At 39.5% G+C, this 25,660-nt stretch carries 28 protein-coding genes and 1 tRNA gene; 9 read left to right on the top strand and 20 right to left on the bottom strand.

Annotation, left to right across the window (positions count from 1 at the left end; translation table 11 throughout):
* Nucleotides 1–197: 197 nt before the first annotated feature.
* From U9O96_01095 to U9O96_01040, 12 genes are all read right to left on the bottom strand, one after another.
* The gene (locus tag U9O96_01095; GenBank protein ID MEA2053706.1) at nt 198–878 is read right to left on the bottom strand and encodes a PKD domain-containing protein; all 681 of its coding nucleotides are present in this window, start codon (nt 876–878) and stop codon (nt 198–200) included.
* 284 nt (nt 879–1,162) lie between these two features.
* Nucleotides 1,163–1,312, bottom strand: a complete 150-nt coding sequence (locus tag U9O96_01090; protein MEA2053705.1) for a hypothetical protein — start codon at nt 1,310–1,312, stop codon at nt 1,163–1,165.
* An 87-nt stretch (nt 1,313–1,399) separates the two neighbouring features.
* The gene (locus U9O96_01085; GenBank protein ID MEA2053704.1) at nt 1,400–2,755 is read right to left on the bottom strand and encodes a hypothetical protein; all 1,356 of its coding nucleotides are present in this window, start codon (nt 2,753–2,755) and stop codon (nt 1,400–1,402) included.
* A 354-nt stretch (nt 2,756–3,109) separates the two neighbouring features.
* A complete protein-coding gene (locus U9O96_01080; protein MEA2053703.1) occupies nt 3,110–3,550 on the bottom strand; it encodes a hypothetical protein in 441 nt (146 codons plus the stop codon).
* A gap of 102 nt (nt 3,551–3,652) precedes the next feature.
* A tRNA-Ala gene (locus U9O96_01075) sits at nt 3,653–3,764 on the bottom strand.
* 46 nt (nt 3,765–3,810) lie between these two features.
* Nucleotides 3,811–6,222 (bottom strand): SMC family ATPase, encoded by a 2,412-nt coding sequence (locus tag U9O96_01070; GenBank protein MEA2053702.1) that lies wholly within the window; start codon nt 6,220–6,222, stop codon nt 3,811–3,813.
* Nucleotides 6,219–7,322 (bottom strand): exonuclease SbcCD subunit D, encoded by a 1,104-nt coding sequence (locus U9O96_01065; protein MEA2053701.1) that lies wholly within the window; start codon nt 7,320–7,322, stop codon nt 6,219–6,221. Before U9O96_01065 ends, U9O96_01070 begins: the two co-directional genes overlap by 4 nt.
* Nucleotides 7,319–7,723, bottom strand: coding sequence for a hypothetical protein (locus tag U9O96_01060; GenBank protein ID MEA2053700.1), 405 nt, complete (start codon nt 7,721–7,723; stop codon nt 7,319–7,321). The genes U9O96_01065 and U9O96_01060 overlap by 4 nt, the downstream gene beginning before the upstream one ends.
* Before the next feature lie 32 nt (nt 7,724–7,755).
* Complete coding sequence (locus U9O96_01055) at nt 7,756–8,142, bottom strand: hypothetical protein (protein MEA2053699.1); 387 nt, start codon at nt 8,140–8,142, stop codon at nt 7,756–7,758.
* The gene (locus tag U9O96_01050; protein ID MEA2053698.1) at nt 8,135–8,893 is read right to left on the bottom strand and encodes a hypothetical protein; all 759 of its coding nucleotides are present in this window, start codon (nt 8,891–8,893) and stop codon (nt 8,135–8,137) included. The genes U9O96_01055 and U9O96_01050 overlap by 8 nt, the downstream gene beginning before the upstream one ends.
* Before the next feature lie 8 nt (nt 8,894–8,901).
* Complete coding sequence (locus U9O96_01045; protein ID MEA2053697.1) at nt 8,902–9,549, bottom strand: hypothetical protein; 648 nt, start codon at nt 9,547–9,549, stop codon at nt 8,902–8,904.
* A gap of 131 nt (nt 9,550–9,680) precedes the next feature.
* A complete protein-coding gene (locus U9O96_01040; GenBank protein MEA2053696.1) occupies nt 9,681–10,136 on the bottom strand; it encodes a hypothetical protein in 456 nt (151 codons plus the stop codon).
* A 173-nt stretch (nt 10,137–10,309) separates the two neighbouring features.
* Between U9O96_01040 and U9O96_01035 the strand changes: the two genes are divergently transcribed.
* Nucleotides 10,310–10,705 carry an NUDIX hydrolase gene (locus tag U9O96_01035; protein MEA2053695.1) on the top strand — a complete coding sequence of 132 codons (396 nt, stop codon included), beginning with the start codon at nt 10,310–10,312 and terminating at the stop codon, nt 10,703–10,705.
* A 20-nt stretch (nt 10,706–10,725) separates the two neighbouring features.
* Complete coding sequence (locus U9O96_01030; protein ID MEA2053694.1) at nt 10,726–10,920, top strand: DUF6485 family protein; 195 nt, start codon at nt 10,726–10,728, stop codon at nt 10,918–10,920.
* On the opposite strand, the gene U9O96_01025 is transcribed toward U9O96_01030, so the two are convergent.
* From U9O96_01025 to U9O96_01015, 3 genes are all read right to left on the bottom strand, one after another.
* A complete protein-coding gene (locus tag U9O96_01025) occupies nt 10,921–11,691 on the bottom strand; it encodes a dihydroorotate dehydrogenase electron transfer subunit (protein ID MEA2053693.1) in 771 nt (256 codons plus the stop codon).
* Nucleotides 11,692–11,815: 124 nt separating this feature from the next.
* A complete protein-coding gene (locus U9O96_01020) occupies nt 11,816–12,553 on the bottom strand; it encodes a hypothetical protein (protein MEA2053692.1) in 738 nt (245 codons plus the stop codon).
* A gap of 71 nt (nt 12,554–12,624) precedes the next feature.
* On the bottom strand, nt 12,625–13,635 hold the full coding sequence (locus U9O96_01015) for a hypothetical protein (GenBank protein ID MEA2053691.1): 1,011 nt from the start codon (nt 13,633–13,635) through the stop codon (nt 12,625–12,627).
* A gap of 171 nt (nt 13,636–13,806) precedes the next feature.
* On the opposite strand from U9O96_01015, the gene U9O96_01010 reads away from it, so the two are divergent.
* A complete protein-coding gene (locus U9O96_01010; protein MEA2053690.1) occupies nt 13,807–13,983 on the top strand; it encodes a ribbon-helix-helix domain-containing protein in 177 nt (58 codons plus the stop codon).
* A gap of 5 nt (nt 13,984–13,988) precedes the next feature.
* On the opposite strand, the gene U9O96_01005 is transcribed toward U9O96_01010, so the two are convergent.
* The 3 genes from U9O96_01005 to U9O96_00995 are packed head-to-tail and all read right to left on the bottom strand — an operon-like array spanning nt 13,989 to nt 16,655.
* The gene (locus U9O96_01005) at nt 13,989–14,867 is read right to left on the bottom strand and encodes a transaldolase family protein (protein ID MEA2053689.1); all 879 of its coding nucleotides are present in this window, start codon (nt 14,865–14,867) and stop codon (nt 13,989–13,991) included.
* Complete coding sequence (locus tag U9O96_01000) at nt 14,864–15,820, bottom strand: transketolase family protein (GenBank protein ID MEA2053688.1); 957 nt, start codon at nt 15,818–15,820, stop codon at nt 14,864–14,866. Before U9O96_01000 ends, U9O96_01005 begins: the two co-directional genes overlap by 4 nt.
* Complete coding sequence (locus tag U9O96_00995) at nt 15,813–16,655, bottom strand: transketolase (GenBank protein MEA2053687.1); 843 nt, start codon at nt 16,653–16,655, stop codon at nt 15,813–15,815. The genes U9O96_01000 and U9O96_00995 overlap by 8 nt, the downstream gene beginning before the upstream one ends.
* An 87-nt stretch (nt 16,656–16,742) precedes the next feature.
* On the opposite strand from U9O96_00995, the gene U9O96_00990 reads away from it, so the two are divergent.
* From U9O96_00990 to U9O96_00975, 4 genes are read left to right on the top strand one after another with little or no spacing between them, the layout of a single operon-like run.
* Nucleotides 16,743–17,435, top strand: coding sequence for a hypothetical protein (locus tag U9O96_00990; GenBank protein MEA2053686.1), 693 nt, complete (start codon nt 16,743–16,745; stop codon nt 17,433–17,435).
* A gap of 23 nt (nt 17,436–17,458) precedes the next feature.
* Entirely contained in the window at nt 17,459–18,334 is an 876-nt protein-coding gene (locus U9O96_00985) for a hypothetical protein (GenBank protein ID MEA2053685.1), read from the top strand.
* Between the two features lie 35 nt (nt 18,335–18,369).
* The gene (locus U9O96_00980) at nt 18,370–20,238 is read left to right on the top strand and encodes a DNA topoisomerase VI subunit B (protein MEA2053684.1); all 1,869 of its coding nucleotides are present in this window, start codon (nt 18,370–18,372) and stop codon (nt 20,236–20,238) included.
* A gap of 7 nt (nt 20,239–20,245) precedes the next feature.
* Complete coding sequence (locus tag U9O96_00975) at nt 20,246–21,340, top strand: DNA topoisomerase IV subunit A (GenBank protein MEA2053683.1); 1,095 nt, start codon at nt 20,246–20,248, stop codon at nt 21,338–21,340.
* A gap of 104 nt (nt 21,341–21,444) precedes the next feature.
* Here the strand turns inward: U9O96_00975 and U9O96_00970 are convergent, their stop codons facing one another.
* Nucleotides 21,445–22,053 carry a hypothetical protein gene (locus U9O96_00970; GenBank protein ID MEA2053682.1) on the bottom strand — a complete coding sequence of 203 codons (609 nt, stop codon included), beginning with the start codon at nt 22,051–22,053 and terminating at the stop codon, nt 21,445–21,447.
* 126 nt (nt 22,054–22,179) lie between these two features.
* Here U9O96_00970 and U9O96_00965 point away from each other — a divergent pair, with 126 nt between their 5' ends.
* Together U9O96_00965 and U9O96_00960 are read left to right on the top strand one after the other, a co-directional pair.
* Entirely contained in the window at nt 22,180–22,707 is a 528-nt protein-coding gene (locus U9O96_00965) for a DUF367 family protein (protein ID MEA2053681.1), read from the top strand.
* 47 nt (nt 22,708–22,754) lie between these two features.
* Entirely contained in the window at nt 22,755–23,246 is a 492-nt protein-coding gene (locus U9O96_00960; GenBank protein MEA2053680.1) for an adenosine-specific kinase, read from the top strand.
* Nucleotides 23,247–23,249: 3 nt separating this feature from the next.
* On the opposite strand, the gene U9O96_00955 is transcribed toward U9O96_00960, so the two are convergent.
* Nucleotides 23,250–25,403, bottom strand: a complete 2,154-nt coding sequence (locus tag U9O96_00955) for an Ig-like domain-containing protein (protein ID MEA2053679.1) — start codon at nt 25,401–25,403, stop codon at nt 23,250–23,252.
* Nucleotides 25,404–25,660 lie beyond the last annotated feature (257 nt).

Genomic DNA, 25,660 nt, shown 5'->3' with positions numbered 1-25,660 from the left:
TAGCCCCTCATGATATTTATAGTTGGTGGTATTCTGTTTATTTTGAGATTTCGTAGGCGCTATATCCTCATATAAATGTTGGCTGGGAATTTGAGTAAGACTCGGATTCTAGGATTTAAAATAAATTCATTCCCATAAGCCCAGCAAATCCTTCTTCCAGATAAGACCAACTCCAATATCGTAATTTTTTATCTTTCTTATGTTTGTTTTTCTGGTTGATTTTCTTCTATCTGTTTGCTCGGAATCTCAACCTCCATATCCCTGGGTTTCACTTTAACTTTGAAGGTCTTTGGCATTGGTCTCAGGAGATGAACACCGGCCATGGTGATTCTCCCACCAATCATGACCAAAACAGCAAAGAGACCTGTCAAAAGACCTACAATGACAAACCTTTCGAGTACATTGCCAATAATGCCCAGGTCAAAAGGAAAACCCTCTTCGGTATGGCCATTGTTGGAACCCTCCTCCAAATGCATAATTGTATCTACACTGCTGCTCTTGCCGTTCTCATCCTCAACTTCTAGAGATACGGTATATTCTCCATAGTCGGAATAATCATGACGGGGGTTTCTCTCATTACTAGAGGAGCTGTCATCAAAATCCCAGTGCCAACTCGTTATCTTTCCGTCTCCCTCCTTAGAATCATCATTGAAGGTAACAGAGGTGTCATGAGATACCCAACTAAATGATGCAGTTGGGCCTTCTATCTCCTTTGGTACCCATTCATCGAGTTTCTCCGAGGGATTCTGTACAATTTCGTACGCTTGGGAGAAGACAAATAGAAGTATGACCAGTCCTAAAACAATCGCTACCGTGCCCCATATCATTCCATAGGTCTTTTCCTCCATGCCCAAAACAGGTATTTTTTTTCTTGTCATTCATTTTAACCGTTTATAAATGGTTTGCTGTCTTAAAATCATTTGCATTATTTGCATTTTTATATCACAGTTTACTTGCTAATCATCTGATTAAAATTTGAATGAAGCCGTTCCCGTTAATCCGGCAATTCCTTTCTAAAAAATATTCGGCGGAATATCCTGATTAAATAGCATAGATAGTTTGCAGTTGCTTTAAACAATCCCATACATTTTCTATATTTCTTACTTCAAATTGTATTTTTCAATCTTGTCTTTAAATGTCCTAAGGTGTTTTTTAGCGTCATCTAAAGTTTTAGCCCCTGTAGGATCATCTTTCCGCTATGGAAAAGTAGAAAACTGGCTCTCCCATCTTTAAATATAAGTCCGGGAAACTGCTCTGGTTCATATGAAGCATTTTCATCCATTAGGTAAGTCATAAGTTTTTCGAGAGAGATTTTGAGATTTGTCTCTTTGCATTATTAAAGGTACATATACAATAACTATACTATCAGATGTGAATTTAGAGTTTGTTTGGATCTGCTTTACATGGGCAGCATAAGATAGGCAAGTAGGAGGAAATTCAAAATCAACGCTACTTCTTCCGCAGTTATTTTAATCGTTATTGGGCCAACACCAAGCACGATGCCACTACTAACAGTTGTTTGACCTCCCGCGGGCAATAAGGGAATGACTCCGTGCGTATATCCACCAGTGAACACTATGCCTTCTACATAAATCGACCAGTTTATGTCGTGTAAATCTTCTTTCCCGGTATTTTTGATAAGTGCCGATACACCCAAACCACTGCCAGTTAACTCTATTTTTATGGTTGGCTCCGCTGTTTTAATCAGCCAGACATCACAGTCCCTTGTACCCCAAGGATATATTCCTCCAACGATGATGTATGCTCCGTCAAAAGTTTGATGTACTTCGGAGGTATATTCATAGTTTTCTTTTTCTCCCAGTTTTTTAATCCACTCTTCATTGCCGTTATCATCAATTTTTATCAACCAGATGTCAAACTCATCATCACCATTATAGCCTACAAATGACCTCACGTGATAGGTTTCCCCTACAACTATAAATCCCCCATCTGAGGTCTGTTGTGCATATTCCCCCGCCTCATGGCGGCCGGTACCAAAACTCCTTTCCCATTCCACATTTCCCATGGAATCTGTTTTTATCATCCAGATATCTGGATGAGTGTAGCATAGCCATCTGTTCCATTTTCTGATACTTCCTCCTATAACATATCCGCTATCCTTGGTTTGCTGAACGGAGGAGAGCGTTCCTCCAAAAGTCTTATTCCATTCTTCATTACCATATTCATCAGTTTTTATAAGAAGTGCATTAGGGTAACATTCAAGACAGTTAGTATCTCCTCCTATTATATAACCGCCGTCATCGGTCTGCTGAACCGTCGCACCTCCCTCATATTTATTTCTTCCAAAAGTCTTATTCCATTCTTCATTACCATATTCATCGGTTTTCACAAGCAAAATATCGCTATCCTCATACTTCTGCCCACAGACATTTCCTACAATAATATAGCCACCATCATTTGTTTGCTGAATGCAATTCCCACTGCTCCAATTTCCATAGGTTCTATTCCACTCCTCCCTTCCATTCTTATCGGTTTTAACCACCCATGCATGCGCATCTTCTTCTATAATGTATCTTGATCCTGCCAGAATGTATCCATGATCGGTAGTTTGCCTTACGCAACGACATTTTTCCCTCTCTACCCCACCAAAGGTTTTATTCCATTGTTCGTTACCATTCCCATCTGTTTTAATAAGCCACATATCAAAATCTGTTTCATTACTAAATGAATCCGTACGTCCTCCGATAATGTAGCCGCCATCATTGGTCTGCCAGACAGAATAGCCATTGTCCATTCCTCCTCCGCCGAAGGTCTTATTCCACTCACTATTATTTCCATGGAAAATATCCTATACTTTGATTTCTTCAAGATTTCCTTTATCTACTGATAATGGCATCAAAAAAAGCATCACTGTCGACAAACATGCCAATGTCTTACTTCCTATTTTTTGTATTTTTATCATCCTAAAAAAATAATATTACATTTTTCTTTATAAATCTTACCCCCAAGGAGGACTAAAGTTTGCTTATGTGACCATCTCTACGCCATTTAGCCATTGGCCCAATAGATTTTCGTACCACTAGAAACACGATCCGTCCTCAATGTTGGCCTGTTTGTCGTCTATGTTTTAATACTAGCGAAGAGTGAATTAGAGATTATATATCAATACTTTTTCTTCATCAGAAACTACGCTTCCATTAACAAAATATGCAGTCGCCTCAACTATATGATAGCCCGTTGCTTTTTCATACCATTCCCATACATAGGAATAATTTTCTGTTTTATTACATATTTTGACTACTTTACCGTCTAATCTCCATTCTACATAGTTAATGCTCCCATCTCCATTCCATGTTGCTGATGCTTTACATGTTATCTTTCCTATTATAATGGAGATATTTATCGGAAGGGGCAAAACCTGTCTATTAGCGATATATAGAGAGTGATTTGGTTTCCATATCATAAACCATGGTGGACCTGAAATATTTTCTGCTGTAATTGGCTGTGCTATCACATAAACAATTCCTCCGAGTAGAATGCAGATGGTGCAACCAACCAATACATTTTTTACAAACCTCCCATTATGCATTTTCACCCCAATACAGTATATAACAAAACATTATTTATAAAAATATCTAACCCAAAAATCACAGTCAGATAGGATTTGAAGAATATCCGATAATACAAAATATGGACCGGACGGGATGTTCAAAGAGATTGCAGCCTTTCTAAGTGCAATCCCTTCTTTGAACCCGTGGCCTCTTGCTTGCGAAGCAAGTGATCTTCCTCTGATCTACCGGCCCCATAGTCGTATGAAGAAACAGATTTAATATTTTGCTCTCGCCTTTTTCACTCAATCCTTATGTGAGATACGCCTTCCTCATCCTCAAAGGTTCTTATCACATATTGCATGGCATCTTTTATTTCCTCTATGTGCGTGATGAGTATAACCTGCTGGAATTGATGTGATAACTCTCCCAGAGTACTCAAAACATTGGTTCGCCTCTCATTATCCTGGGAACCAAAAATTTCGTCGAGTACTATGAAATTGAATTCAAGATTGCCGGAACGCTGTGCTATAACCTGAGAAATGGCAAGGCGTAAAGATAAATTTGCCAAGTCTTCTTCCCCCCCTGAAAAGCGATTTACACCAAATTTTTCCCCATCGTCGTAGATGTATATGTCGTAGTTGTCATCCACTTCTATCTGGCTGTACTTTCCGGCGGTAAACACGTTAAAGAAATTGGAAGCATAATACGAAAGCGTGGGCCCAATTTTTGATATGAGATACCTCCTGAAATCATTGAGAAGACCCGTGTCGCGGTCACCTGCAAGCATGTCCAACTGCTGTATTTCCTTTCTCAATTCCTTTATTTTATTTTCCATTTCTTTCTGCTCATTTATTTCCCTTGCAATTCTTTCAAGTTCCGAGTTTATCTGACCAATTTTCCCGGCGATGTGTATTCTTTCCTCCCGCATTTTCTGCAATTCGTTTCTTTTTTCTTCGTATTTTTTCTCGATGATTTCATACTTTTGTTTGTCGAAGTCCAGTTCTTCGATTTCATGATATATATCGCTCCTTCTTTTATCCAGCACATCTATATCCTCCCTTAATTGAGAAATATGCTTTTCCACATCCGGCAGCTTTTTAATTTCGCTTCTCAAAACGATTATCTCCTCCTTTATCGGCAGCAGTTTCCCAACCTTTTTTCCATGCTCTTCATACGCCTTCTCATCGAATTCTATCTCGCCCATTCCGTCAATTTTATTTTTATTATCTTCTATTTTTTTCTCCTTTTCTTTTTTGTTTTCAACAACATAAATCAACTTCTGCTCCATTTTTTTCGTTTCGTCCATCAATTTTTCAACCTCTTCCGTTTTCTCCTTCAATGCTTCTTTTTCTGCATCAGTTTCAACAATTTTATTTTCGAGAGAGTTTCGCTCTGCCATAAATTCTTCTATCTTTTTTTTCTCGATTTCTACTTTTTTCGCAAAATTTTCGAGTATTTTTTCATATCTGTCCTTCAAAAGCCTGCCACACGTGGGGCAACTGCTCTCTGGCCCTCTTTCCGCTATTTTTTTTCTTTCTTTTTCTGACTCTTCCATTCTTTCATTCGATGCCTTTATCTGAACATTCTTTATTTTTATCGAACTTTCTGTCTCCCTTTTTTTCTCTGCAAGCGCTTTTTCCTGGGCTTTTAACGATTCATGTTCATCCGCTATTTTTTTTCTTTCCTTTAATTTTTCTTCAAGTTCTGCAATAGTATCATCCAGTTTCTTAACCTCGCTTTGAAGGTTGACCATATCCTCTTTCAATTTCTTTAGGGAAAGATATCTATCCCTCACTTTTTCCATCCGCTCTTTTTCTTTCTTAACATTGTCGTATTCCTTTTCCAGCGGCTCTATCTGCCCGTATCTGCTTTTCTTCTCCTTAAGCTCATTTTTTTCCTTCTCTTTCTCTTCCATCTGCCTTTCCTTTGATTTTATCCTCTCATCAAGCAATTCCCTTTCCTTCTCCAATCCATTGTACCTCTCAAACTTTTTCCTTTCCCTATCCCTCCTAACTTCCAGCCCCCTGGCCTTGCTTTCAAGTGATGAAATGGCACTTTCTACATCATGCAACCTAGAAGACAATTCCTCCTTTTTTGCCTTACCTTCATTCATGCCCTCCTTCAATCCATCGATATCTTTGAGAGCGGACCTCATCCCCTCCACAACATTTTCCTTTTCCTTTTTATCCTCTCTGACTTTCCTGACAGCATCTTCAATGGCATCGATTTTCAGCATTCTCAGCATGCTCCTTTTCCTCTCCCCGGGGGTCTTGCTCGAAAGTGCATTTATTTCCTTCTGACGGGCAACCAGCGATGTAAAAAATGCGTCATAATCCATTCCTATTTTTTTCTCCAGCAGCTGGGTGACGCCCGTGGCGGAGGAGGCGGCCACCAATCCATTAATTTTAACATTTGCATCTGTTAAAAGAGAACTGCCTCCCATTATTCTGGTGACTTCATAAACATCTCTTCCAATCTCGAATGTTAGTTTAACCCAGCATTCCTCACTGGGATTTGCATTCTGTCTTTTTATGTTTTCCTTATTGGTGCGGGCAACTTTATTGCCGTATATCGCCCATCCGACAGCCTCTATCAGGGTGGATTTCCCCGAGCCGTTGTTTCCTATAATTCCCGTAATGCCATCCGGAAATTCTATCTCGGCATGCTTAAATTTTCTGTAGTTGTGGAGCACTAACGAATGCAGCTTCAACTGCTCACCTCTGAGAGATATTTAAGGGCGATTTTCTCTATCTCCTCTCTTTTGCCATCAATGGCGATATTAGAGATGTAATCTTTCCATTCTTCCATAAGAGAGCCGATGCTTCCCTTGCTCACCAACTCCTGCTCCATTTCTTTAAGTTCGTATGAAAGTTCAAAGTGAATTACATTAGATGCTATTTTTCTGATTGCATGAAAATCTAGCCCTTTGTATACGTTCCTGCCTATCCTCCTCAGGGTTATTCTTAAAATCTTTCCTTCCGTACCAACGTTTTTCAGCCGCCCAACGATTTCATCACTTATCTCATCAGATGTCATGGAAGAACAATCGATGACGCCGACGTCCAGCATGGCCCTGATTTTCAAAGGAATGAAATTTACCGTGTTACCTGCAGTATCTATCTCAAAAAATCCCTTCCCTTCATCAGCCTCCTTGAACGAGAGATGCTCTGTCGAACCGGAGTAATATGCATTCTCTGCAACCCTCGTTTTTTTGTGGTAGTGCCCCAGAGCGATGTAATCAAAATCGGGGGAGAGGTATCCGCTTGGTATAACCTGCTCGTTGAAATCCCCGGTCCGAAATTCTTTTACGCCAGCCACACCAACATGCATCATAAGCAAATTGAAGCTGCCTTTGCTTATTTCCAGGTTTTCTATATTTCTTTTTAGATCATCTCCAGTACTGCAGTGAGGTATTGCATGCACCGTAACATCATCAAATTCATATTTCTCATATGCCCCTTTATACACGGGGTATATGCAATCAAGATGCTCGAAAATCCTGAATACGCTTCCCGTCTCTCTCAATTTGGGAGTTTCGTGATTTCCAGACAGTATAACCATGGGTATGCCTTCATTGGATATTCTTATGATTTGCTGGAGGGCAAAGGTTATAGCCCTGTTTGTAGGCCGAACCGTATCGAATAAATCACCGGAATGGACGATTAAATCCGGCTTTTTTTCGATTGCATAATCAACAAATTGTTTGAATGCGTCATAGACATCCACTTCCCGCTGATTAAGCCCGTTATCATTAACTTTATGGTATGCCGAATAGCCTATGTGCGTATCAGCCACATGAAGAATTTTCATTTTTCTCCCCACTCAAGTTCTTCTTCTACTATCCCCACAAGTTCTTTTGCCAGCCCTATCTTTATTTGCTCAATGAATTCCCTGTCGTTTATTTCATATCCTCCTCTATAAAAGTGCGAATTAATGCCAAATGCCCCATAAAAGTTTTTCAGCCCAATCCTGTGATGCTCGTTGTCTATAAGCCTGTCAATGTCCAATTCAGGGCTAATCTCCTTTTCTTTGGATAATCTCTCTTGCTCTTTCTCACATGCTCTGTAAATTCCTATTATTCTTTTCTTTTCTTCTGTAAAAAATTTTCTGTCATTATCATCCATTATTTTCACCCCTAAATAACCTAATTCTAACACCTCTTTTACTGAGTTCTTCCCTGCCCTTTTACTTAAACCTGCTTTTCTCGACATGATACCACCTTATATGATCAAACCCAAGCAACTTAACAATCCCCCTCAATTCTTTTCAATGTTTCCACAAGAGAATTATGAAGATCTATTTTAAGGGTTTTCGCCACGCCTATACAACTTATCATGATAAGGGATAGATTCTCTTTTATCATTTCTAGTTTCTCTAGATTATTGACTAATTCTTCTGGTTCGAGAAAAACTCTTTCATAATTGTGAGGAACTTCATCCATAAGTAATGAAAGCAACCTACCATAATACTTCGAGATCCAATTTGACATACCTGGAAGTTTTAACTGTTTTTGAATATTTTTCAGTATGACTACATCTATTTTATCTGCTAGCTCAGATAAAAAATCTTTGGGTTTGCCTTTTCTCCTTTTCTCGGATGCAAAAAATTCAAACTTATCGGCACTATTCATCTTTATCATCCTCCGGATAGTCTAATGTTTCTAATAGCATATCCATTCTGGTGCATAAATCAATAGAATCCTTTTTTATTCTTTCTGCATCTTTCCTCACTTCTTTTAAGCGTTTTATGATAGGAATTAATTGTTGTATTGCCACTATTACATTTTTATCTAATTTTGGGTTTTCCTTGATAAATTTCTCCAAAATCTTAATTTCGTCTTTCCCAGATACTTGGAATGGATATTCCACAGGCTCCTTATTAACAACAACATTTGTTTCTCCTGTAATAGCTACAATTCCTCTTGGTTTTGTATAACACACAGAGAAAGGTAAACTATTCCCGAATAAAGCTATGCCGGGTATAACGATTGTGTCTCCCATACTCACGGGCCTCTTCAGCAGTCCTCTTTTAACTAAATGTTCTATGTCCTGCCTGAATTGGATTTTCTGCCCCTGAGAAATTGCCGGAGCCATTACCACTTTTTTTGCTGTTTTGGGAACTATTTTCCTAACTATTACCTTGTCCCCTATTTCAATTCCAGCGTTCTTTCTAGTGAAGTTGTCTATCCTGATTATTCCTTTTCCCTCATCTATCGGGTGGGCTCTCCATACCACTGCACCAGTTCTTTTACTACCCTCTATTTCAACAATACTTCCGTAGGATATATCAAGTTCTGCTGCTACCTTTTCAGATAACCTTACCCTTCCAGATCTCACGTCTTGTGGAGGGGCTTCAACAACCTTTAATGTTATTTCCTTCATTTCACTTTTCACCTTTTTATTGTTTTTAATTCACCCTGAAGTTTTCTAATGGATTCCTCTATCATTGTTATCTTACTAACAAGAGCAATATATCTATCCCCCAATCCGTTTACTATACTTTTTGCAAGACGGTAAGCTTTCCTTATATCATCTGAAAATTCATTATAAAAACGAAAATCGAAATCATCACTTTTGCGTAGTGGGAAAGGACCTCGCCAAACTAATTTACCTTCTATTTCAGCAAGCCATGCTACGGAAACACTATCACACTGTGGACTTATCTTAGCAAATGTTACACCATTCACAGTGTAACAAAGCCAGTTGTTACCCATACCCATAATACCTTTTCGGATGGTCACCTCCACATCATCATTTTCATAGCCAATGTTGTAGATATATCCGGCAATATTACGGTAGTTGTTCGGTCCGATTTTCCATTTGTTTATCTTGTTTTCCTTTGCACACGTTTCAATTTTATCCTCCAAATTACTGTGTTTCCCCTCGTGAAGTAAATATCGTCTCAATATCTGATCGTAAGTCTCGCCCTTATTCCCATGTCCATCAAGCCAATTTTTTACTGCCATTGTAACCTTAATATTTTTCAATTCAGGCTCTTTATTTTCAAGTTCGTTCTCTTCATCTTTTTTCTTATTCATTTTATCCAACCAATACTGAATAACGTTTAGGATATATAAATTTTATCTTTTTTATCTTTATTATACTATTTATCTATAATATATTTAATATACCAAATATACAAGCTCGGGAAAACGCTTTACAAATTTTTTCATTCACTCTTCCTGAATTCATCTACTTTTCTCCATCCCCCTGCATCTTCATCATAGTATTCCCAGAACTTCCACCCATTAACTAAATATCCCGCTGCTTTAGAACCAGCAGCTGATAGAGATGAGTATTTTTCTCCCTCGAAAAGGATATAGCCATCCTTTACCGTAGCATAAACAATTCTCCCATCTCCGAACTTATCTCTGAATTTATGTCGCAATTTTATCCCTATAAGTAATTTATCCAGTTTATTTTTCCCCAAGATTTTTTTGCCCCCCTTATACTCTTTTACAGGTGGCTCTATAGAGATTGCTCTGTCCTTTGTCAGATCTTCTATTAGTCTTGTTATATCTGTGTATTTTAATATTCGCCACAAGATATCTTCTACCTTTTCGTGGCCATATCCCAATTTCCCTATAGTCCCATAAAGCTCTTCCGATATTCTTATTACGGGCATTTTCTCACATAATGGTATCGCGATTTGGTTCTTAAACTTTTCATTTGTTGCATAGTTTAGTATAGTATAATCTAATAAGAACAAAAGTATAGAACTATAGAGTTTTTGACTGCAGTCTTTGCTTACTCAAATAACAGGGGTTGCATTTTTATTTGCCAAGATAATTGCATACCATGAAATCTCCAAAACTCACGGTTGACGGTGTGGTAATCAAAGACAAAAAAATTCTGCTGATAAAGAGAAAAAATGACCCATTCAAAGGGCGGTGGGCATTGCCGGGCGGCTTCGTCGAATATGGCGAAACGGTAGAGGAGGCGGTGGTGAGAGAGGTGAAGGAGGAGACAGGGCTTGAAACTACCGTGCAATCACTGCTGGGAGTTTATTCAGACCCTGATAGGGACCCAAGAGGGCATACAGTGTCAATTGCTTATCTTCTTTCGGTCAAAAAAGGATTGCCCAAAGGAGGAGATGATGCATCCGACACAAAATTCTTTGATTTGAATGCATTGCCACCCCTGGCATTTGACCATGCGCAGATAGTGCGGGACGCCGTACACAAAACTTCTTAATCTTTTTTCCTTTTACATCCATGGAATGCAAAAAAGAGGAAAACTTGAAAAGTTGCCCGTGCACATGGGAAGTGTGCAACAGAAAAGGCATGTGCTGCGAGTGCATACGCTATCACTGGAGCAGGCGAGAGCTGCCAGCCTGTCTTTTTCCAAAAGATGTGGAAAGAACATATGACCGCTCGTTGGAAAAATTTATTGAGACATATGGCAAGTAATCATATGGACTCTTTTCTTCCAGACGGCTTTCTTTTCCACTTCCCAAATTCACCCATTTTTTTAAGGATATCCCCGCTAAAAACAGGACCATCCTTGCAGACGTGATAACCGTCAATGGAACAGGAATCGCATATGCCAATTCCGCATTTCATATACCGTTCAAGGCTTGCCTGCATCGGTACATTTTTTTTGAGACATAAACCAAGCACTTTTTTCATCATTGTCTCTGGCCCACATGTATAAACCGTGTCAAAATCCTCTTCAATTAAATTCTCAAATATATCCGTGGCAAAACCTTGATGCCCTTTGGAACCGTCATCCGTGGATATGTACAATTTCACGCCCATATCTTTCAGTTCTTTCTCAAAAAGTAAAAGCGAGGAGGTGCGGGCACCCAGAATCACGGTTTTCTCGCCCTCCACCATTTTTATTAATGGAAGCAGAGGGGCAATGCCTGTGCCTCCCGCAACGAATAAAAGTTTATTACCATGGGTGGAGAAGCCGTTTCCATACGGCCCTCTTATCCCTATTTTATCTCCCACTTTCGTTTCATGCATTTTTTTTGTCCCCTCTCCTTTGACTTCAACGGTGACGGCCTGTTTTTCTTGTATAAAGGAAAGAGACACGGGCATTTCGTCCACCCCAGGAATCCAGACCATTACAAACTGCCCAGGCTTTGCCTTCCTGCATTCCTCATCCTCAAAATAAAATGTTTTGTGAATTGGGGTATTTTCAACGATTTCGTCAATGGTACATATACGCAGAGGCATAAAAAAGAATGGGATAGATGTAGATATGTATTCCTATTTTTGGTTTAGTCAAATAATTGTTTTTACAAATTAACTTCCTCCATTTTAATATTTGGCAAAGAGCAAGGATTACTATACATATCTCTTACCTATTACGTTTAAATTTGTATAAAACAAGCAATGAAATAAAGATAACAATGGCAATTAATAGTAGTATAATTGCATAATTCTGCTGCTCTTTAGGGCAGGCATTATAATGAAAAGACAATAATTCTGTATAGGCCACAAGGGTACCATTTGCATAACTTTCTGCCTTCGCAATATTTCCCACCATGCCTGAGGTATAAAGAACTTGATAAAAATAAGGATTGACGGTCTCGTTGGGGCCATAATTCGCTTTTATAACATAACAATCAAATTTACCTGCTCTTGTTGATATCTCCTTTTTTCCGTTACATTCAAGCTGTATAGTTGTAGAAGTATTCATCCATTCAATTGTTGTATTCCATTTCTTTCCGATAAATATTGGGTATTGGAAAAGAGAGAGAGGCGGATCATAAATTTTTTCTTCGGTTTTGTTAGTTTCATTACTATAAATTGTTTCTTTTACAAAGGCCAAACTTTCTTCATCATAATACACCAAATTTTCTGATGCATTATCCTTTTGTCTTGCAACTATGCAGTGGTAAGTGGTATTACCAATTGTAATATTTTCCACCCCCAAAATGGTCGTCGATGCCATTTTTTCGCCTTCAGTTCCAACCATTCCCATTGCATACTGCCAATAATCCCCCTCTTTCCACTCTGGCTTTTCAAGGGTAGATGCATTAACCAAGGGAAAGACACATATTGCCACAACACAAATAGCTGTTATTTTTTTCATCGTTTTAATAAACCTTTGTTCTAATTTAAAGATTTATAAAAATTAAAAGAGAGAAAGAGATGTAATCAAAGTTAAAGTGTTGTAATCTGTATAGAGTTCAACTGCCAGCACATGTTAGGAGGAAGGTAGTGGTTAACAGTCATATCCGCTAAACCCCATGCAAGGCTGTCTGCCTTAAAATTAACACCTATCTCCCATTTTTCAATGCGGTTGTTCCCAAGCCAAAAGTCTGTTGTTGGATGGAAACTATTTCCGTGATACTGCATATTAAGTGAATTGGCTATATAACCGTCAAATCTTGTTTCCCTTACTTTTATACCATTATAAGTATCCCAAACATAATAGGTTATATCAACTTTTCCCATATTCCATCCTAGAGGGGGCCATCCTGCAAATGTGATATGTCCACTACTATATCCCCAATACTGGCCATTATATTGTACCTGCCAGTGTAACGGTATGGCTGACCACCAAGTTTCCCAGTAAAGTGCAGATTTACCATATCCTGAGTTGTAGTTATCAGAACGTGAAAATGCATATCCTTTCCTCTGATTTACATTATAATCTGCTTCATATACACCCCCAGTACCGCTTGTTCGTTTCGTTTTTTTCCATCCGCCAGTGGGATAAACAGTCATGATCGATAAGGGATTTAAATTTTCCACGTTAAATTTTTCTCCCGCTTCTCTATATTCCTTCTGTGCTTTTTTGCACTCCTCCAAAAAATATTTTTCCCATTCTATTCGAGCGTCTAGCTCATTTACTACTTCGCATGCCCTGCCCATTTCTTGAAAATTTATGTTATCCAATTCTGCCATATTTTTTGCTTCTTTTTCCAGACTTTGTTTATAATCCTCCATTTTTCCTATAACTTCTTTTACTTCCTCTGCAGTAGCACCTTCTGTTGCCAACTTATCTCTCCATCCTTGCAGTAAACTTCTCGCTTCCTTTAAAGTGTTCTCTTCCTCGCCACCATTGTCTTGGTCTTTTGCTAAAGCTGGAGTAACAAAACCTGCCGCCATCAGTATACCTACCACAAGAATTGCCCCGGCCATTTTATTTATTTTCAATTTCCCATTCATTCTTTCACCAATAATGTTAATGCAAAATCGCTATTTAAATGTTACTTATAACAATTTTATGATATATATATATTAAAATTACTTTTTACAAACTTTACAAGACTGGTTTTGTTGTTCTGTGAGAACAAAATTGTTCTGGCATGACAATTTATATATTCCTATTGCATAATTATGTCTAACATGACAAAACATACCTCTGTGTCACTACCCAAAGGGATGCATGATGCAATAAAAAGAATAATTGAAGAAAATCCTGAGCTGGGGTATACCAGCGTTGCTGAATATTGTAAGGATATCCTCAGGGATGAAATAGTAAAAATAAGAAAGGGCGCGGATTCAACAGAATAGAGCGCCTATTCAAACAATGCCCTGTATTCTGGAACAACATCATCTGTAAATTTTTTCATTCCTTCCGTTGTTTTGTAATGCGTCATCATATCCTTTATAACGTTGAAAGGAATCGTGGCAATATCTACGCCCAGTTCCGCCCCCTCCCTCGCCTGGCGGGCATTTCTTATGCTCGCTGCGATGATTTTTGTCTTGAATCCATATGCCCTGTATATCTTTGTGATGCTTTCCACGAGTTCTACGCCGCTGTACATGCCCCTGTCATTACATTCAAGGCTGCTTAATTTTCGATACAGTTGTGATGTACCGCTTTTCATCTTTTCGCCTATTCTTCTTTCCTCGATTTTTTTTATGATGGCGGCGTTATGATAATCCCCTTTTTCAAATTCAATACCCATATTTTTTCTTATATAATCGTCTACTCTTCCCAAAAAAGGGCTTGCATAACTTGCTCCGGCTTTAGCTGCCATCAATGCCTGTTCAGCCGTCATTACAAGGGTTGCATTCGTTGGAATTCTCCTGCTCTCAAGCCATTTTATCGCCTTTACCCCCTCAAAGTTTTCGTCTTGCCTATCCATGGCGGTATTGACCGGCACTTTGATGACAACGTTGTTATTTACCGGGTTAAATTTTTCATATAATAATTCAGCCTCTTTTATAATTCCTTTAGCCTCTGTTCCCTTAACTTCCAGGCTTACAGGCCCGTCGACGGCAAGGCATATTTCTTTGATGTATTCCTCCATCGTAACAGCCTTTCCTTTGCCCTTCAGTTTACCAACCGCCTTTTTTATAAGGGAAGGATTGGTCGTTACACCATCAACGATTCCCCATGAATACGCCTCTTTTATCTCGTTCAGGTCTGCTGTATCGATAAATATTTTCATTTTCTCTCCTTTATCAACTTCTTTGCTGTTTTTGCTATATTTTCTGCCGTTAAGCCATACTTTTCCATGAGTTCCCATGCATCTCCCGATTCACCGAATACATCATGAATGCCTATTCTTTTCATTGGAACGGGGTTATCTCCCATAGCCCTTGCAACAGCTCCCCCCAGCCCCCCAATTACCGAATGTTCCTCGCATGTAATTATGCAACCAGTATCCTTAGCTGCCTTCATTACCTCCCTTTTATCTACGGGTTTTACAGTGGGCATATGAATTACTCTCGCCTCAACACCGTCTTTCCTCAGCAATTCATACGCTTTCAAAGCCTCGGCTGTCATCGTTCCAGTCGATATTATGGTGATATCATTTCCTCCCCTCAACAATTTTGCTTTCCCCACCCTGAATTTCATATGCCTTCTGAAAATTATGGGAGTGTCTGCCCTCCCCATCCTTACATAAAATGGTCCTGGCTCAGCTGCAATGGCAGGTATGACATCTTCCACCTCTACTGCATCTGCTGGGGCAATCACGCGCATGTTTGGCAGGGCGCGCATCAATGCTATATCTTCCAGCATTTGATGGCTTGCTCCGTCGCCGCCAACAGATATGCCTGCATGTGTCGCAACAATTTTTACGTTCAATTCCGGATATGCTATGGACTGCCTTATCTGGTCGTAACACCTTCCCGTTGCAAATACCGCAAATGATGATGCAAATGATATTTTCCCGCAGGTAGCAAGGCCAGCAGCCATACCCATCATATTTGCTTCCGATATGCCACAGTCAAAGAATCTTTCCGGAAAAATTGTACCGAAACGCTTTGTCTTTGTTGAGAGAGCAAGGTCTGCATCCAGAACAACAACATTTTCATTAGCGTATCCAAGTTTTATCAATGCAGAGCTGTAGCCATCCCTTAAATTTCTCATCTTATCCGTAATTTTAGCATCAACCATTTAACTCCTCCTCTACCTGTCCAAGTTCACTCATAGCCTTTACATACTGATCATCAGACGGCGGCTTCCCGTGAAAGGATAAAGTCCCTTCCATAAATGAAACACCCTTACCCTTTATAGTACATGCGATTATAAGTGTTGGTTTATCATTTTTATCTGCTTCGTGAAGTGCATTAAGAATTTCATCGATATCGTGCCCATCTATTTCTATCACGTCCCATCCAAAAGATCTCCACCTCCACTGAATGGGTTCCAGATTGAGTATTTCCTCCGTATGCCCATCTATTTGTAACCCGTTTCTATCGAGAATAACTATGATATTATCCAGAGAATGATGGGATGCAGATGCGGCAGCCTCCCATACCTGTCCTTCATCTATTTCCCCATCCCCCATTATCACAAAAACCCTATAATCTTTCTTATCCAGTTTTCCCGCGAGCGCCATGCCTATTCCTACGCTGAGTCCCTGGCCTAATGAGCCTGTGGACATGTCAACTCCCGGAACTTTTCTCATGCAAGGATGGCCCTGCAAAAAATGCCCGGTCTTACGCAAATTTTTTAACTCGCTGACAGGAAAGTATCCTGCCATGGCAAGGGCAGCATATAGGGCTGGCGAGGCATGACCTTTAGATAAAACAAGCCTGTCCCTATCAGGCCATCCGGGATTTTTTGGATCATGCCTCATCTCGTGGAAATAGAGACATGATAATATATCCGCTATTGATAAACTCCCGCCCGGATGGCCTGAGCCAGCCCTATAAACAGAATCAATAACATATTTTCTTATGCGCAGAGCTTTTCTCTGCAAATCTTTTATCAATTCCTTATCATGCATCGTATAGGGTAATATATTTTGTATTATTTATATTTATTATTAAGCAATCACCAAAAATTACTAAATAATATTGCATGTTACCACACCATGGATATCGGCTCGGCTTTACTGCCGATTGGAATAATACCTGCACTTTTCATCCTTTACTTCACGCTCGGGGGATATGAAAACAAATTCAAAGGCTCGTACATCTTCCTCACATTCATTGGGGGAATAGCGATAGGGACATTGGTATACTTTATGGAAATATGGTTTCTCACTATTTTTGAGTATGATGTAATGCTGCAGGCAATAGACGTTATCCTCATCGTTTCTTTCATCTTCGCCTTTTTTGAAAACCTCACCAAACTGGTTGTTCTTAACCTGCCCAAGTTCCAGCATGAGGAGGGCATTATATTGTATGGTGCCTCAATCGGTCTTGGCTTTGCCTCGCCATCTGGAGCAGTATTGATGAGAAACGTGCCGTCTCTATTTTCGATGCAGGGATTTTACGTGGCTGTACTTGCGATATCAATTTTATTTTTAAGCTGCTCCACCGGCACGTGGATAGGAGTGGGCATTAAAAGAAAACAAAGAATGAAATACCTTGCCATCGTTTCCTTAATGGGGCTTGCAGTCTGGCCCATTATTTTTTTCAGATCGTCTGGATATGTAGTGATAATAGCGATAATTTATTCAGCATTCATCTATATTTATACAATAAAGGCAATTCGGCCGTATCTGATGGGCAGAAAGGGGCTTAAAGAGGTATATAAGAGAAAGTGGCTAAGGAAGATTTAAATATGCAGAATATCATTCTTTAGGTGACTGATAAAATGACTGAAGCAAGCATTATTCATAGTAGGGATGTAGAGAAGATGAAAAGTAATTTTGAAGAGATTTTATCAGAAATCGATTCCATTGCTCAGAGTTCTTACAAAGAGAAAGAGGTTTTTAAAAGGCTCAGGGAATTAATTGATATAGATAGGATAGAGCGGCTTTTCCAAATGCTGGATTCAATGGAAAAGATATCAAGAGAAGCAGATGAGAGGGCTATAACCGCCTTTCGCGATATGGAAAAATACAGAAAGGAGATGGAGATGGAACGGGCACGCCTTGAAAAATTGTGGGATGCCTACAAAAAACAGGAAGATGATATATCAAAAGAAAAAAAAGAGGCAGGGGAGTTGAAAAGTAAGTTATCAGAGCAGGAAAATGTAATTGAGAATTTAAAGAAAAAGGTAAAAACGTTGAAAGAACTTGAAGAAGACAGAGAAAAAGTTGAGAGACTTGAAGAGGAATTGAAGGAATATAAGTCTAATAAGGAAAAATTGCAGATAGAACTGGAGAGAGAAAAAGCGGCGAAAATGGAGTTAGAAAAAGAAGTTGAAAATTTGAGTAAGTACTTGCCATACAAAAAAGAAGCAGAGAATTTGAGGAGGAGAGTGGAGGAACTGAAACCGCTAAAGAATTATGTAGAATACAAGAAAAAATATGATGAAATGGAAGAACTCTATAAAAAAGAACAGGAAAGGCTGGCAAAACTTTACAAGGTATATGAAGATTTGGATAAAGAGCTGAAGGAAACAAAAGAAAAACTTGAGAGCTGGGAAGAGTGGTTCAGAAATAACAGGGATTATATGGAAAAAGCGTCTTATGCGTTCAGCAAACTTAAACCCCCTGAAGGATTGACAGAGTAGTAAAGATTTTATAAAACATATGGTTATATCAGCGGATGCATTCTATAGCAGAGGGACTCGCCAAAAAGCAAAGGAAGATATCTATAGCAGAATTTTTTGAACGCAACAAACAGATACTGGGCTTTGATACGTCGACCAGGGCTTTGATAACTTCAGTAAAGGAAGCGGTTGATAACTCACTAGATGCTTGCGAGGAGGCGGGCATATTGCCCGATATCTTTGTTGAGATAAGAGAGATTGAAAATAACGAGTACCTTATAATCGTTGAGGATAACGGCCCGGGGATAGTAAAAAAGCAGATACCCCATGTTTTTGCCCGCCTTCTCTACGGCTCCCGCTTTCATTCACTCAAACAGTCGAGAGGACAGCAAGGCATAGGAATATCCGCTGCTGTCCTTTATTCGCAACTGACTACTGGCAAGCCAACTGTTGTAATATCAAAAATCGGGGACGGTTTTCCGGCGCATCGGTGCAGTCTTCTTATTGATACAAAAACGAACAGACCCGAAACGGTATACAATGATATGATGCACTGGGAAAAAAGCAGTGGGACAAGAATAGAAATGGCAATACAGGGAACGTATGTAAGGAACAGAAAGCAGTCTGTTTATGAATATATAAGGAGTACGGCCATAGTGAACCCCCATGCCAAAATAACGTTCGTTGAACCCAATGGCAATAGAACTGTTTTCGAAAGAGTGACAGATAAATTACCGCCGCAGCCAAGAGAAATAAAACCCCACCCGTATGGGATAGAGCTCGGGACATTCATAAAAATGGCCAAAGAGACAAAAGCAAGAAAACTCACCTCCTTCTTTTCAAATGAATTTTCCTCCGTCAGCCTTCAGAAAGCAAAAAAAATTGTCGGGTTAGCAGGCCTCAGCCCTTCTCTTAATCCCAATAACCTTTCCCTAGAAGATGCGAGAAAAGTAGTTAACGCTTTCAAAAAAGTAAAATTGATGGCACCCCCAACGGACTGCCTATCCCCGATTGGAGAGATTTTGATAAAGAGAGGATTGAGAAAAGAGATGGAAGCGATATCGCCCGAATTCATTTCAACGGATAAGAGAAATCCAGACGTGCATTCCGGCATTCCATTCCTGGTCGAGACGGGCATTGTCTATGGCGGCAACCTGCCATCGGAAGAGAGAGTGGAAATTCTGCGATTTGCAAACAGAGTTCCCTTACTGTACCAGGAGGGGGACTGCGTTATAACGAAAGGAATAAAAAATATGGAGTGGCGCAGGTACGGGCTTCAGCAGAGAGGGGGAAAAGGCATTCCATTCGGCCCAGCGATAATACTGGTTCACGTTTCATCAGTAAACATTCCTTTCACGTCGGAATCAAAGGAAGCAATTGCCCATGTCGAAGAAATAGAGAAAGAGATAAAACTATCGCTGCAACAATGTGCCAGAAAGATGAAAAGCCATCTCTCGAAGAAAGAGAAAAAGGTGAAAATAAAGAATAAATTTACGCTCATTTCCAAAATTTTGCCTGAAATTGCAAAGAAATCCTCAGAGATGCTTGGAAAACCAGTTCCTTCCATAGATGATGTCATAATAAAAATAATGAATATCGTCTGGATTGACGATGAAGTTCAGTACATGGATGGCAGAATAATCAGTACCATCTCGATTACAAATTACAAAAATAAAATGCAGAGTTTTGAGTTGTATGCCGCCATTCCCGATGAAGGAAAAATTGGGGAAATAAAACCCGAAGTAAGTGAAGTAAATAAGGAGTACATAATGTGGAAAATAGACGGGATAAAGCCTGCGGAGAGGAGAGAGTTATCTTTCCAGATATTGGGTATGGAAAAAGGAGATTTTGATGAAAATAGTTTGTATGTAAAGGGAATTAATCCCGTGAATGTAATAGGTGCCGAGAAATGGGAGGGAAGTTAAAATGACGATGGCAGAACGCAAGAAGGCTGCTGTAAAAGAAATGATGAAAATAGCCGAGGAAATATATGAGGATTTTAACAACTCGAGGATACCAGAGCTTAAAGTTCCCTCAAGGACAAAATCCAATATCGCATTTGATGGAAAATACAGGGTATGGAAATATGGAAATAACATGTCCACCCGCTCTGTCGTATCTTTATCAGGGGCGTACATGCTTCTTAGAACCACTTATACCATAGATTTTATTAAAAAGATGATAGAACAAAATAAGTCATCAACTCTGAGAGAACTGTACTACATATCGGAAGGATGGGGCGAAGGAAAATTTTCTTCACAGGGCGATTCCGACCGACTTGCAGAAGACCTAGAAATACTTACAAAGAAACTGAGAGAGGACATGAGTCTTAGGCCGGAGGAGGACGGAGCAAGAGTGATGGGCGATCTGGTAATAGAAGAAATAACCAGAAAGGGAGAAAAAAGGATAATACATTGCCAGGATGATGTTGGTGACAGCGGCTACTCCATACCTTATAACGTGGAAAAAGAAAAATTAAAGATCAAAGGAACGAACGCCAAAATTGTAATGGCTGTGGAAACTGGCGGTATGTTTGACCGACTTGTAGAAAACGGGTTTGATGAGAACAAAAACACCATACTCGTCCATCTCAAGGGACAACCGGCACGCTCAACAAGAAGATTCATAAAAAGGCTCAATGAAGAAAAAAAGCTGCCCATTATCGTATTTACAGATGGTGATCCATGGTCATATCGCATATTTGCCTCGGTTGCATACGGGGCAATAAAAACCGCACACATTTCAGAATACCTTGCAACACCTTCTGCAGAATTTTTAGGGATAACACCATCAGACATTCTTAACTACGAACTGCCAACAGATGACCTTACGAATGAAGACGTATCCGCCCTGAAGGCGGAACTTTCCGATCCCCGTTTCCGCGATGATTTCTGGGAGAGCGAGATAAAACTGCAGCTTAAAATGAAAAAGAAGTCGGAACAGCAGGCTTTAGCGAAGTACGGCCTGGATTACGTAACAGATAAATATCTGCCGGAAAAGCTTGCAGAGATGGGATATGAGGTATAGCTAACGGTTGCCAAAATTGCACGATTTTGCCATCTTACAACTTTAATATGGATTACAGGACTGTACCGCCAGAACTCCCTTCAATGGATTTTTCTCAAGATATATCAGTAAACCATCTCCTCGGCATAGTGGTCATCGTGCTCTTTACTCACGCAATCTTCACATAAAAGCACTTCTCTTCCCTTCTCATTTGAACATGTGATACAAATCCAAGTAGCAATTGTCTTCTTTCCTCGCTTTTTGCATGTCTCGCAGTAGCGATATTTAGGATCGTTTTGGGAAACGATGCGAGGATATTCAACTCCGCTTTCTGGTTCTGTAACCTTTTCTAAAGTAACAATATGCTGGATATTGTCACCAAAGTCATAAATGTATCCCAGCTTATCGCCCTCAGTTAAACCGAGTTGCTCTATTCGTTTTCTGGCTCCATTCCCTCCCCCAAAAGGATCAATTTCTCCAAATCCCCCGTGTGGCCACTGTTCTCTAAAGAATTCGCCCAAATGATCCATTGTATCATGCTTGAATGTTTCACGAATGATTTGATCAAAATCCTTAAGCATCTGGCTGCCTCTAATCTCGATACGACGCCAGATCCCCTTTCGATGCTTCAAAGCCACTTTAAATACAAACACACTTCCCATGTTATCCCTTTTTGTAATATTTGCGATAACTAAAACTTTTTCGTCCAATGACGTTCCCGAAATTTGCAACATCTACCCAGATATGTGATAACTTAGTCAATTTTTTCTCTTAATACACATCCGCATCTCGGCAGTAAAATTCTTTACGTTACCAATTCTAGGGGATATTTAAGCACGATTCGCAGGATTAATAAAGCCATGCCCATTAAAAAAAACGTGAAAAAGAGATACAACCTTGTTGTTTACCACCTTGCCCAAGATGACCCAAAAAGATGCACAGCAAAAAAGCTTGCAAAATTTAGCTTGGTAAAAATAGTAAAAAGAATGAACAGATTGCCACAACATGCAGTTTTGCTAAACCCAGAAGCAGAAAAGGCCTTGTCGAGGGAAGATAGCCGTGTTAAAGACATCGTTGCAATCGATTGTTCATGGAAAAAGGCTGATGAGGTATTCTTTAAAGTTGGAAAAAAAATGATGAGCAGGGCACTGCCTTTCCTGCTTGCGGCAAATCCCGTAAATTATGGGAAGGCGGCCAAGCTATCAACAGCCGAGGCTTTTGCTGCCGCCCTCTACATATTGGACGACGTTGAAGGAGCTAATGAGCTAATGAATAAATTTAAGTGGGGGCCGCATTTTTTGGAATTGAATAGAGAACCGTTGGAGAGATACAGAAATGCGGGAACAAGCAGGGAGGTTGTAAAGATTATGGAAGAATACCTACCATGATTTCGTCGCTTTTAAAAACCTGAAAGAGATACATTTATGGTGATAAAATGGAAATAAAGGAAGTGGAAATTGAAAAACCGGAGGATATGAATTTTATTCTCGGGCAAACTCATTTTATAAAAAGCGTTGAGGATTTGTACGAAGCAATGATAAATGTCCCGAATGCAAAATTTGGTATTGCTTTCTGCGAAGCTTCAGGGCCATGCCTGGTAAGGGCAGATGGAAACGACGAGGGGTTGAAAAAATTGGCTATAAATAATGCGACGAGCATAGGCGCGGGCCATTCATTCATAATTTTAATGGAAGATTGCTATCCTGTTAATGTGCTCAATGCCATCAAAAATGTTCCAGAAGTTTGCAGTATCTACTGTGCAACGGCAAATCCCGTAAAAGTTCTGATTGCTGAAAGTAACATAGAAAATGAAAAGGGAAGAGCAATAATAGGAGTTATTGACGGATACATACCAAAAGGTGTGGAAAGCGAAGACGACATAAAAGAAAGGAATGAATTCTTGAGAAAGATAGGGTACAAGAGGTAAAGATTAGGATTTTCTGCGCTCCCTCTTCCTCAATAACAGCACAGCAGCCAAAGCAGCAATCAAAGCAATCATTTCAAAGCCAGGAGTACCATCACCTTTTTTATTATTCACTTTCACCGTTATTGAATCAATACCTGAATATTCATACCCATCATATGCCTTTACCTGTATAACATAATCACCATTTGTAACGTTTGTCGTATTCCATGTGTGGTTCCATGCTGTTATTCCGTTGACGACCGTCCAGTTTCCATCGCCAATTTTTATCTCTACTTTTTGGATTGTTTCATTTCCATCAACATCATCTGCAATTCCGTGAATAGTAAATGTTTTCTTTACCTCTGTCCCATCTGATGGAAAGATTATATCCACTGTTGGCTTATGGTTGTTAAAAATATTTACCGTTATAAACGAAATATTTGAGTAAAGCTCGCCATCATAACTTCTTGCATATATGGTATGATTTCCATTTGCAATAGTGGTGGTATCCCATGAATAACCCCATGATATATTTCCAGTAGTAGTTATCCAGTTTCCACTGTCTATTTTTATTTCCACTTTTTCAACAGAAATATCGTCGCTTGCCGTTCCTACAATGCTTACGGTTCCAGAAACGGTTGCATTATTAGATGGATGGGTTATTGTGACAGTTGGAGGTTGATCTGGTGGAATACTTGCAACAAAATGAGCAGTTATGCTTTTATCACTATCCATTGTGATTTGGACAGGATTGATGCTTCCAGTTTTAGCTCCAGACCAATGATCAAATTCATAGCCACTGTTTGCATGAGCGTTTACAGTCGCAACAGTTCCTTCATCATATGTTCCACCAGATGGATTCAAAGTAACATACCCGCTTCCAGATGGATTAACGGATGTTGTGAGAGTGTATTGGCTTTTAAGTATAGTTATCTGCTTTGATGTTGTATTAGTTGCAAAATCATTATCCCAGACTGTGAGATTTACGCAATATGTTCTATCATCTTCGTATTGATGCTGTGGATTTTGCAAGCTTGATGTTGTCCCATCACCAAACTCCCAATACCACGAGACAATGCTTCCATCTTCATCACTTGATAAATCTGTGAAATGAATTATATTTTGAGTAGTTGGAGATGATGGAGAGTATGTAAAGTCTGCAATGGGTGGGGTGTTTGAAAATTTATACATACAAAATCTATTTCCTTCCCCTTCCCATGTAGATGGTGCTCCTTGCCAGTAATAGATATGTCCATTTGCAAATCCCAATCTATTTCCAACCCAACAACCTACTGGATATGGGATATCTTCCAATGGTTCCCATGTATCGTTGTTAATATAATAGCAATAGAAATTATAGCCAGGATTCTCTGGATAACAGCCGCCCCCGCCTAAAGCAAAAATGCAATTCTCATATTCATCCAACCAATTCCCTATCCAAAGTAAAGAGGCACCATCCCCAACTCCACCATAGTTAACTTCAGGCATTGAGGTTAAATCTTCCCAGGTTTGTGCGGGAATATGGTATCTAGCAAAATCACCGTTTGGAATAGTTTCTTCGTATTCTCCATGTAGAGCATACAAGTATTCTCCCCCTGTCCATACTAAAGAAACTCCGTCGTCAGTAACATCTCCCCAATTGGGGTTTAGGGCTATGTTCCCCCACATATTGGTATTAGGATTATACTTAGCAAAAATCGCCCCATCGTGATTAGACCAATTACTGCCCATTATTGCATAAACGTAACCATCATACCCACACCACGTTATGGCATCTCCAGCTCCCTGTGTATGGGGAGTGTCTGTTAATCTTTTCCAACTATTATTTGTAATGTTGTAGCGATAAAAGTATTCCCTGTTAATATCACTTCCTGCGCTTCCAAACATAACGTAAATATAGTCGTTGTGATCCCAAGCGAGAGCTGTTCCGCTCTTAGGTCTCGGTAAATCACTTTCAACTAAATCGCTCCACTGTTTAACTTTTTCCCAATCATTGTTTATGGGATACCTCCAAAAAACAGAAGAACCACTACTATAACTCCTCATGACATAAATATAATCCCCTGTACCAACTACTGCTTCTCCAAGACCACCAGAAAACGAAGTATTTTTAGATGGAATCCACTCACCAGATTGCAAATTCTGTGAAGAATTTCCATAATTTTCAAATATAATCATACTAAATAACAACATACATACTGTTAATCCACACAATAAGAAGTGAGCTTTACCAACAACATCCCTCATCTTCCTGCCTTCCCTATAAATAATTAATCCTGTTTCCGATATTTAAGCGTTACTGATTCGCGATATTCGAATGCTTTGAAAAAGTAGTCAAAAAATGAAAAAAGCCATAAGCAGACCGGAAAAATGATTTGAGAAATGATCTGCAGGATTCAACAAAATTTTGAATACGCCTTCCCACTTTTTTATTT

The sequence above is a fragment of the Candidatus Thermoplasmatota archaeon genome, from assembly GCA_034660695.1.
Classification (GTDB): domain Archaea; phylum Thermoplasmatota; class E2; order UBA202; family DSCA01; genus JAYEJS01.
This window is presented reverse-complemented; position numbering and strand designations above follow the sequence as displayed.